Source organism: Brevibacillus sp. FW301-21C12A (assembly GCF_058788915.1).
Genome location: NZ_JBYTBG010000081.1, coordinates 1 through 9,430, shown reverse-complemented (window position 1 = coordinate 9,430; position 9,430 = coordinate 1). Strand labels below are relative to the sequence as shown.

Annotated in this window: 9 protein-coding genes and 1 tRNA gene; 1 reads left to right on the top strand and 9 read right to left on the bottom strand. The window is 51.6% G+C overall.

The genetic code is table 11. The features are described 5' to 3' along the window. Positions 1–82: 82 nt before the first annotated feature. The 7 genes from AC3WQH_RS24855 to sigW all read right to left on the bottom strand — a co-directional run bounded on the left by AC3WQH_RS24855 (position 83) and on the right by sigW (position 7,719). The gene (locus AC3WQH_RS24855) at positions 83–421 is read right to left on the bottom strand and encodes a hypothetical protein (RefSeq protein WP_492332301.1); all 339 of its coding nucleotides are present in this window, start codon (positions 419–421) and stop codon (positions 83–85) included. A gap of 245 nt (positions 422–666) precedes the next feature. Then, positions 667–2,499, bottom strand: coding sequence for a glutamine--fructose-6-phosphate transaminase (isomerizing) (glmS, locus tag AC3WQH_RS24850; protein ID WP_310670582.1), 1,833 nt, complete (start codon positions 2,497–2,499; stop codon positions 667–669). A 459-nt stretch (positions 2,500–2,958) separates the two neighbouring features. After that, on the bottom strand, positions 2,959–4,305 hold the full coding sequence (gene glmM, locus AC3WQH_RS24845; RefSeq protein WP_005832267.1) for a phosphoglucosamine mutase: 1,347 nt from the start codon (positions 4,303–4,305) through the stop codon (positions 2,959–2,961). A gap of 43 nt (positions 4,306–4,348) precedes the next feature. After that, a complete protein-coding gene (locus tag AC3WQH_RS24840; protein WP_005832269.1) occupies positions 4,349–5,596 on the bottom strand; it encodes a CdaR family protein in 1,248 nt (415 codons plus the stop codon). Beyond that, the gene (cdaA, locus tag AC3WQH_RS24835) at positions 5,589–6,407 is read right to left on the bottom strand and encodes a diadenylate cyclase CdaA (RefSeq protein ID WP_007780837.1); all 819 of its coding nucleotides are present in this window, start codon (positions 6,405–6,407) and stop codon (positions 5,589–5,591) included. The genes AC3WQH_RS24840 and cdaA overlap by 8 nt, the downstream gene beginning before the upstream one ends. Positions 6,408–6,514: 107 nt before the next feature. Then, the gene (locus AC3WQH_RS24830; RefSeq protein WP_005832273.1) at positions 6,515–7,138 is read right to left on the bottom strand and encodes a zf-HC2 domain-containing protein; all 624 of its coding nucleotides are present in this window, start codon (positions 7,136–7,138) and stop codon (positions 6,515–6,517) included. A 17-nt stretch (positions 7,139–7,155) separates the two neighbouring features. Then, positions 7,156–7,719, bottom strand: coding sequence for an RNA polymerase sigma factor SigW (sigW, locus tag AC3WQH_RS24825; RefSeq protein WP_005832275.1), 564 nt, complete (start codon positions 7,717–7,719; stop codon positions 7,156–7,158). 178 nt (positions 7,720–7,897) lie between these two features. Between sigW and AC3WQH_RS24820 the strand changes: the two genes are divergently transcribed. Beyond that, positions 7,898–8,047, top strand: a complete 150-nt coding sequence (locus AC3WQH_RS24820) for an aspartyl-phosphate phosphatase Spo0E family protein (RefSeq protein ID WP_005832277.1) — start codon at positions 7,898–7,900, stop codon at positions 8,045–8,047. 93 nt (positions 8,048–8,140) lie between these two features. Here the strand turns inward: AC3WQH_RS24820 and rocF are convergent, their stop codons facing one another. Both rocF and AC3WQH_RS24810 read right to left on the bottom strand, forming a co-directional pair. Further along, the gene (gene rocF / locus AC3WQH_RS24815) at positions 8,141–9,037 is read right to left on the bottom strand and encodes an arginase (RefSeq protein ID WP_005832279.1); all 897 of its coding nucleotides are present in this window, start codon (positions 9,035–9,037) and stop codon (positions 8,141–8,143) included. Positions 9,038–9,232: 195 nt separating this feature from the next. Further along, positions 9,233–9,306 (bottom strand) — tRNA-Gly (locus AC3WQH_RS24810). Positions 9,307–9,430: the final 124 nt, after the last annotated feature.

The window sequence follows — 9,430 nt, the reverse complement described above, 5'->3', positions numbered from 1 at the left end:
TTTGGTTGTGTAGCTGAAAATGTCATTCAGAATACTTTGACAAATTACGAACGCATTTTTTATGCAACGCTAGTGATATTATTTAGTCTAAAACTTTATTATCACTGAACATAAATCTATGTGTCGAAAATAAAGTCGTATAGCCCCATCCCCACATCTCCACACCGCTCAAACCCTTGCCACGCTTGGATTCTCGTCCCCTCTCCCCTGTTTTTTCTGACAACTTGAGTAATTTAAAGTCATATCGGAAAAACGGGGAAAAAGCCTGAGAAAAGACCTGAGTTGAACCTGGGAAATGCAATTTAAAGTCATATCGAAGAGCAGGGAGAAGACCAGGGAAAAGAATGGGCAAAGGTTTCTTAAAACTGAATGAATACGGGATAAAAAGCCTGAGTGAAGCCTGAGAAAATCCTTGCTCCACTCCCCGCAAACCCTTGCTACGCCTGATTTTAAACCGAATTCATATTGGATAAACTATTCGAGAATATCCCTGCATCTTCCTGCCTTACGGCTGGGAGCATGACATGAAAAAGGCCGAGCAAATGTCAGGAAATAATCCTGATCTGCTCGGCTTCGATACGACTTTTAATTGCTCAATACGAGTTTAAATTGCTGGTAAACGACTTTATTTGCTTCTCACAAAATCTCTTCCTCCAACAATTCCTCTTACTCCACCGTCACACTCTTCGCCAAATTCCGTGGTTTATCCACGTCCAGGCCGCGCGCGACGGATGCGTAGTAAGCGAGCAATTGCAATGGAATGACGGTCAGAATCGGTGTGAGCATTGGCAGGGTGGCTGGCATGTAGATCACTTCGTCCACGCTCTTCGCCAGGTCGTGGTTGCCTTCGGTCGCGAAGCCCAGGACGTGGGCGCCGCGCGCTTTTACTTCCACGATGTTGCTCACCATTTTTTCGTAGATGTCTGGTTGTGTAGCCAATGCGACGACTGGTACGTTCTCTTCAATCAGCGCAAGAGTACCGTGCTTCAGCTCACCAGCCGGGTATGCCTCGGAGTGGATGTAGGAGATTTCCTTGAGCTTCAGGGAGCCTTCCAGCGATACCGCATAGTCCAGGCCGCGGCCGATGAAGAACAGGCTGTTTACCCCTTTTGTGCTCTCGGCAAAGTGGCGAACCTGCTCAGCGTCTTCGAGCATGGCTGCGATTTTTCCAGGAATGGTCTCCAGGTGTTCCACGACAGTTGCTACCTCAGAAGCCGCAAGCGTGCCTTTTACCTGCGCCAGATACAGGCTGAACAGGTACAGGGCTACCACTTGGGAGGTGTACGCTTTTGTCGAAGCTACCGCTACCTCAGGACCAGCCCAGGTGAAGATCACCTCGTCGGCCTCGCGCGCCACAGAGCTGCCTACGACGTTTGTGATCGCGAGTACCTTCACGTTGCTCTTCTTCGCTTCGCGCAACGCAGCCAGCGTGTCTGCTGTCTCCCCGGATTGGCTGATGACGATCATCAAAGTTTTGTCCGTGTAGATCGGATCACGGTAACGGAACTCGGAAGCCACCGCTACCTCTACAGGTACGCGGGTCCATTTTTCGATGACGTCTTTTCCGACCAGACCTGCGTGCATGGAAGTACCGCAAGCGACGATGTAGATGCGGTCGTACGTCGCCAGCTCGGCATCGCTCATTTTCAACTCAGGCAAAATCACGCGCTTGTTCTCGTGGTCAATGCGGGCGCCCATCGTGTCGCGAACCGCTTGCGGCTGCTCGTAAATTTCTTTGAGCATAAAGGAATCGTAGCCGCCTTTTTCCGCTTGAACCAGATCCCACTCGACATGGAACAGCTCCCGCTCGATTTTCTCTCCGGTCTCTGCGTCCATCAGTTCCACGCCGTCGCGCGTCAAAACAGCCATTTCGCCTTCGTTCAAAATGTAAACGTCGCGGGTATGCTCCAGGATAGCCGGGATGTCCGAGCCGATAAAGCTCTCGCCCTGGCCTACGCCGACTACCAGCGGGCTGGCCAGACGAACGGCTACCAGCTTATCTGGTTCATGCTCGGTCATGATTCCCAGCGCATAAGCGCCACGCATGCGTTGCACAGCGCGACGCGCCGTGGACACGATATCCCCGTCGTACATGTCGGCGAGCAGGTGAGCGATGACCTCGGTATCTGTCTCGGAAGTGAACGTGTAGCCTTTTGCCAGCAGCTCTTCCTTCAACGGCAGGAAGTTTTCGATAATCCCGTTGTGAACGACGGCAAAAGACGTTTTTGCGTCCGTATGAGGGTGGGAGTTCTCGTCAGACGGCTTTCCGTGCGTCGCCCAACGTGTGTGCCCGATTCCCATGCAACCGGCAAGCGGCTTCGACGCCAGACGATCTTCCAGCACAGCCAGACGTCCTTGCGCCTTTTCCAGCTCCAGGCCGTTGTCGTTCACTACCGCGATTCCCGCCGAGTCATAACCGCGATACTCCAGCTTGCGCAGGCCTCCGATCACGATGTCTTGCGCTTGTTTATCTCCAATATATCCAACGATTCCGCACATAAGTGTATGATCCCCTTCCATATTGACGGGGACACAACCCAAAACCAATGGTACGGGGGAGTGCCCCCGCCATTCCATGTTTATGATCTATGTTTTTTTCCTTTGTCCGTGGCTACAAACGTATCATACGCAAAGTTTTGTCCACCAGATCACCCTGGTGCTTTGTCCTTGCGTTCTGCGGCAGTGATACTGCTGCCGGGAGGTACCCGCCGAATCCTTCGATAAACCTCCACCTCGTCCACTGGGCTCCATGTCGGGCAGCCGCAGTGCTGGCGCTTTACGACAGTTGTTTTCCGATCCTCGTATCCGCTTTGTTTTCGTCCGATCTCCTCCAATTTTTTCAAATCGTGCGTGCATGCACATGAACACTGTACCACAGATTGAGAGGAGCGACAACACCTTCGTCATTTACATGTATGCAAAAGGGAGTGGCGTCGCACCACTCCCCGAAACATTTTTTTACACCAGTTGCTGTTTTACCACGTCAACGATGCGATGCACAAGCCCTTCCAGTTGCGCAGCATCCGGGCCTTCTGCCATGACGCGCACGATTGGCTCTGTGCCGGATGGACGAACCAGCACGCGTCCGTTGCCCGCCAGCTCTTCCTCCACTTCGCGAATGGCCTGCTCGATCGCTTCGTTGCCGTTCAGCTTCGACTTGTCCTCTACGCGGACATTAATCAGCAGTTGCGGATACTTGACCATCACCTGTTTCAGCTCGGACAAAGGCTTGCCCGACTCCTTGATGATGTTCAAAAGCTGCAAGCCTGTCAAAAGCCCGTCACCTGTCGTATTGTAGTCCAGGAAGACGATGTGGCCGGACTGCTCGCCGCCGAGGTTGTAGCCGCCGCGCAGCATCTCCTCGACCACGTAACGGTCTCCTACAGCGGTTTTCGTTGTATGGATGGAGCACTCCTCCATCCCTTTGAAAAAGCCCATGTTGGCCATGACGGTCGTCACGACTGTATTGTTGTTGAGCTTTCCTTTTGCTTTCAGCGCGCGCGCACAGATCGCCATGATGTAGTCGCCGTCGATGATTTCACCTGTCTCGTCAACCGCGATACAGCGGTCTGCGTCCCCGTCAAAGGAAAGACCCAGATCGGCCTTGTGCTTCAGCACTTCCTCCTGAAGACGCTCAGGATGGGTAGAACCGCACTGCTCGTTGATGTTGACCCCGTTCGGGTTGGCCCCGATCGTAATCACCTCTGCGTCCACGTCCGCAAACAGACGGGCGGCAAGCGACGAGACAGCTCCATTGGCGCAGTCCAGAACGACCTTCAAGCCGTCAAAACGCTCGGATACGGTACTTTTCAGGTGAGAGAGGTACTTTTGCCCCCCCTCGAGGAATTCCAATACCGTACCGATCTGTTCTCCTACCGGCCTTGGCAAAGTGTCCTCTGCCGCATCCAAGTACTGCTCTACTTCTGCTTCCACTTCGTCGGACAGTTTGAAACCGTTGCTGCCGAAGAACTTGATTCCGTTATCCGGAAACGGATTGTGGGAGGCGGAGATCATGACACCCGCATCCGCACCCAGTGCACGCGTGAGATACGCCACGCCTGAGGTGGAGATGACACCCAATCTGACCACTTCTGCTCCAACCGAGAGCAAGCCAGCCAAAAGCGCGTTTTCCAGCATCTGTCCAGAAATGCGCGTATCGCGCCCAATCACCACTTTTGGTTTGCCTTCCTGCTTGTGTCTAGTGAGAACGTAGCCGCCAACGCGTCCGATTTTAAATGCCAGCTCGGGTGTCAATTGTGTATTGGCAACCCCACGTACACCGTCTGTTCCGAAATACTTCCCCATGTTTGTCCCTCATTTCCTTCCTTGTGCACACAACAGCTTATGTCTACCTTTGCTTGTTCGTGATTTCGATTGTGACCTTTTTCGGTGCGCTCGCAGAAGTCTTGATATAATCCGGCTGATTGAAAATGTAATTCAGAGGTACCTCGTACACACCAGCCGGCATGTTGCTAACATCTGCTACGACCTGCAAGTCTTCGTGTCTCAATTGATCCAGCACCTGTGCCGCGCCGATTACTTCAAAGTCAATTGTAGACAACTCCTGGCCATCGGTGGACAACACCTTGGCTTGCATAGTCTCTGACAACCCGCTGATGCGAATCGGGATTTTCTCCAAACGCTTGGTTGTGGACGGAACTACTTTCAGCGATACCTTGAGATACTCCGGTTCTACCTTCACAATGTTATCCATTAACGGTATCTTTAGCTCCAGAAGGCGATCTGATGTAATGTTGGCAAGATCGATTTCCGGACCCGGATAGGTGTTCGCCTTCATGGCGTCGATGACCTCTTTCGGACCGAAAACGGTCACCTCATCCACATTCATATCCATACTAGCCAAACTATAGCCATTCGGCATTTCATTCGTCAAGTTTAATTTGATCGGCACTTTCACAAAAGGACTCGTGACCGGGATATTTACTTCTACAGTAAGCGGAATGACATCCGCACCTTGAATCACATTTCCTGACTTGTCCACTACTTTCAATGGGACTGTAGTCTTAATCGCAGAAGTAGCCCCTTCCAGATCGACAGACGCTTTGACAGCCGCCACTTTGTCTACCTGGCTTTCCGGCACTCTGACCAGTGCCCGGAACGGCTTGACGATCGGTTCTCCTGCGGTATAGCCGGGAGCTACTTGCCCCAGTTTTTCCACCGTAACCTCCCGCTCCACCGTCTTCTTCTCTTCCAGAGTGATTTCCACGATGTTCGGAATAATGCCCACTTTCACCTCATCGGGGAACCCTTTGTACTGGACAGGCACCCTGTGAGTCCCTTTTCCTAAATTGGTGGCATCGACGTACACTTCCATCGAATCAGCCGGGAAAAAGTTATGCCGGTAGAACGGGTTGTTGCTCTCCAATGCGACCTTTACCGTTCGCTGCTGCTTGACGACCTGAAAACGGTCTGTATCGTACTTGACATGCAAGGTCACACCGTCAATAAAGACGGGCTGGCTCGCTTCCGGAGTCGGTGTTTGCTCTGTCTCCAGGTTGACGACCATCCACATCATGACAGCCAAAAGCAGCGCTACGGCCCGTGCAAACCAATGACTGTTCAACCACTTATCCATGTTTTCGCCTCCATTGCCAACGACTGCCAATGGACTTGCCCTTTGACAGAGGCTGGAGCTGTTCGGTCAGCATCTCTGCCAGTTGCGCCTCCGTCAGATTTCGGTTCATCGCGCCATGCGCGGCAAAAGACACTTGTCCTGTCTCCTCCGAAACAATGATGGACATGCCATCCGAGACCTCGCTGACGCCGATTGCCGCGCGGTGGCGAGTCCCGAGCTCCTTCGAGATGGAGTTGTTCTCAGACAGCGGAAGGTAACAGGCAGCAGCCAAAATGACGTCCTTGCGCATGATGACGGCCCCGTCATGTAAAGGCGTATTCGGAATGAAAATGTTGATTAGCAGCTCCGAGCTCACGCGTCCGTTGATCGCGATGCCCGTCTCTACGTAATCGTTCAGCCCCGTCTCTCTCTCAATGACGATCAAGGCCCCGATCCGCCGCTTTGCCATGTAGGTGACCGATTTACACACCTCTTGCACCACACGGTTCACCATGTCATCGTCTTGCAGGCTGCTGGAGCGGGAAAAGAGCTTGCCTCGCCCAAGCTGCTCCAGCGCGCGACGCAATTCCGGCTGGAAGATGATGACCACAGCCAGTACCCCGAAGGTAAAAGCTTGCGACATCAACCAGTGCAGTGTCGTCAGTTGGAAGTACTTGCTGAGCAGCCAGGTGATGACGATCACCATGATCCCCTTCAGCAACTGTACCGCTCGCGTCCCCCGAATGAGCATAATAATTTTATAAATCACGTATGTAACGAGTAAAATATCCGTTCCATACCGCAGTAAATCCCCATAATCCATCGATATCATAACGAAGCCCCCATATCTCGCTCCATCTAAATAAGGTCAGCCTGTCTCCTGCGGAAAAAGCACGGCTCCACTGCCGTGCTGTTGATAGCTGTACTCTCTATTTTCTCTTATGGCAAGATCGGAAGCAAGTCATTTCCAATATTTTTCACCTCATACCAGATCCAATCGAAAATCGCTTCAATGGATTCGGTATTGCCTACCACTTGAGCGGTAGAGGCCACGAACACTTTTCCTTCGATGGCCACGACATTTCCTTTTACTTGCCCCTGAACATCCACGTTGCCGTTGCGCACCACCAAATCTCCATCAATGCTCGTTCCGGCTGGTACCACTACGACATTGCGTTGCCGATCTATTTTCAACTTATCCATGTTGGCTGAAGATACCTGCAACGTATTATCGCGGTCAAACCAGTTCGCGCACAAGCTGCCAGTCATGAGGAACAAAAACACCGCTGCTGCTGTCAAAAACGGGTGGTTCCGCAGCCAGCTTGAAAACAGGTTAGCCTTCGTCGGCGCAGGCAATTGGGCGAGTACACGTGCCGTAAAATCAGGAGAAACATGAATATGTGAAGCGCTCTGTACAAAAGCGATGGCCCGCTGCAGCTCGTGCATATGCTGGCGGCAGCTCGCACAAGTTTTTATATGTGCTTGCAAATGCTGATTGGCTAATTCATCAGTGTCCCCATCCAAATATTCGTGGATGAGAATAATCATTTCCCGGCATTCCATCGTGATTTTCTCCTTTCTCACATCAATCGCAACTTGCTTCGCAACGCTTCCCGTCCTCGGTGAATGCGTGTCTTGATCGTCGTAATGGGAAGTTTTACGATATCGCTGATCTCCTGCAACGACAAGTCCTCAATGTAGCGCAAGATCATAATCGAGCGATATTTCGGCTGCAACTGGGACAGAGCACCCTGTACTGTCTCCTGCAGCTCCTGCGTCACGACTTTGTCTTCCGGTGTTTTCTCACTAGAAGACAGGCGCGAATACCAGTCCATTCCCTGTCCAGGTTCGGTTTCTTCATCCAATGAAAAGTCAGGTCTTTTTTTACGGCCACGGTCGATACATAGATTGGTCGCGATCCGGTAGATCCACGTGGAGAACTTGTAGCTGTCATCGTACGAATGCAGATTGGCATACACGCGCAAAAAAGTCTCCTGCGCGATGTCCTCCGCATCCTGACGGTTTCCCACCATGCGATAAGCAAGTTGGAATATCTTGTCTTTATAAATTTCGATCAACTCCGCAAATGCTTCACGGTCTCCACGCTTCGCTCGCTGAGTCAACCGTTTCTCTACAAAATCCATGCGATCCTCCCCACAATACCGTAATCCTATATACGGATGATACTGCAAATGGTTTCGTTCTAAATGCGTGTTTGTGCAGGTAATTTGTTGGGAAATAGAGGAATAAGGTAACTGCCTACCTCTATATATTATTGATGATAACTCTTTCATCCCTCAGTTGGAAAGGAGAGTGGGACGTATGTCGAAGCAGGACGTTCTCCTCCAGATCGAGCAGCTACGCAAAGAGCTCAACGATCAGTATAAGAAGCAGGCAACCATCACTCCTGAATTAGTCGCCCTAAGCGTGCAACTTGACCATCTATTAAACGAACTACATCTCCATCCTTAGAATGTACTTCTTTCTCCCACCAATGTAAAGATGCGTAAAAAGCAAAAAGAGAGGCGATTTTTGCCTCTCTTTTTGTTCTCAGACAACGATTGGTTACAGCAGTTTATCGCCGAATACAGAGCTCATCAACGCGACTGCGACGCGCGCTGTCATGTTTTCACGGTCGAGGATCGGATTTACTTCCACAAATTCTGCGGAACAGAGAATGTCAGCGTCAGCCAGCATCTCCAGGGAGACATGCCCCTCCCGGTAAGAAATACCGCCGATAACCGGGGTTCCTACTCCTGGCGCGTCATGCGGGTCCAGTCCGTCCAAATCCAGGCTCAAGTGTACGCCATCGGTGTTTTTGGACACGTGGGCAATCGCTTCTTCCATCACGCGAGCCATTCCCAGCTTGTCGATCTCGTGCATGGTGAACACTTTCATGCCAATGCGCTTGATTAAATCGCGCTCGCCTTGATCGAGGTCGCGCGCCCCGATAATCACCACGTTTTCAGGCTGCAGCTTTGGCGCAAATCCGCCGATGTTCGTCAAACGCTTATGTCCATAGCCAAGGCTCGCCGCCAGCGGCATCCCGTGGATGTTTCCCGATGGAGAAGTCTCTCCTGTGTTCAAGTCTCCGTGCGCATCGAACCAGATGACCCCGAGATTTTTCACGTGCTTGGCGACACCTGCAATCGTTCCCAAAGCAATGCTGTGATCGCCCCCCAGCACGAGCGGGAAACGGCCTGCCGTCATGATATCGCTTACAACATCAGCAAGCTTTTCATTCGCTTCTACAACCTCATCCAAGTACTTATGGTTTTCTGTTTCCGTAAACCGATGAGGTCGTGTTACAAAAATATCTCCACGGTCCTCGATATGAAAGCCCATTTTCTCCAAACGAGCTACAACACCTGCGTAACGGATTGCACTTGGTCCCATATCTACTCCACGACGGTCTGCACCCAGATCCATCGGTACACCGACAATACTCATGTTCTTGTTCATGTAGACGCCCCCATTCCTTCGATCGTTGTTGCTTCACCCCTATATTGTAGCCCCCGATCGCGAAATGACTCAACTCGACAGGATTTTGCATAAATAACCCGTCTGTCCTAACGTCGTTCAAAATGGAATGGGAGCAGTCTTTACCTATGAAAAAAACGAGCAACCGAATCGGCCACTCGTTTTAGGCAATACGTATGGAGCGGGTGATGGGAATCGAACCCACGCGACCAGCTTGGAAGGCTGGAGTTCTACCATTGAACTACACCCGCGCAATCTTAGTTGGAAAACAAAAACCCGGCAACAAGTGCGGGGAAAAATGGTCGGGAAGACAGGATTCGAACCTGCGACCCCTTGGTCCCAAGCCAAGTACTCTACCAAGCTGAGCTACTTCCC

Coding starts and splice junctions, on each gene's coding strand:
- AC3WQH_RS24830 (WP_005832273.1), bottom strand. CDS start 7,138: ATGGAATGCCGGGAAATGATTATTCTCATCCACGAATATTTGGATGGG.
- cdaA (WP_007780837.1), bottom strand. CDS start 6,407: ATGATATCGATGGATTATGGGGATTTACTGCGGTATGGAACGGATATT.
- glmM (WP_005832267.1), bottom strand. CDS start 4,305: ATGGGGAAGTATTTCGGAACAGACGGTGTACGTGGGGTTGCCAATACA.
- glmS (WP_310670582.1), bottom strand. CDS start 2,499: ATGTGCGGAATCGTTGGATATATTGGAGATAAACAAGCGCAAGACATC.
- AC3WQH_RS24840 (WP_005832269.1), bottom strand. CDS start 5,596: ATGGATAAGTGGTTGAACAGTCATTGGTTTGCACGGGCCGTAGCGCTG.
- sigW (WP_005832275.1), bottom strand. CDS start 7,719: ATGGATTTTGTAGAGAAACGGTTGACTCAGCGAGCGAAGCGTGGAGAC.
- rocF (WP_005832279.1), bottom strand. CDS start 9,037: ATGAACAAGAACATGAGTATTGTCGGTGTACCGATGGATCTGGGTGCA.
- AC3WQH_RS24820 (WP_005832277.1), top strand. CDS start 7,898: ATGTCGAAGCAGGACGTTCTCCTCCAGATCGAGCAGCTACGCAAAGAG.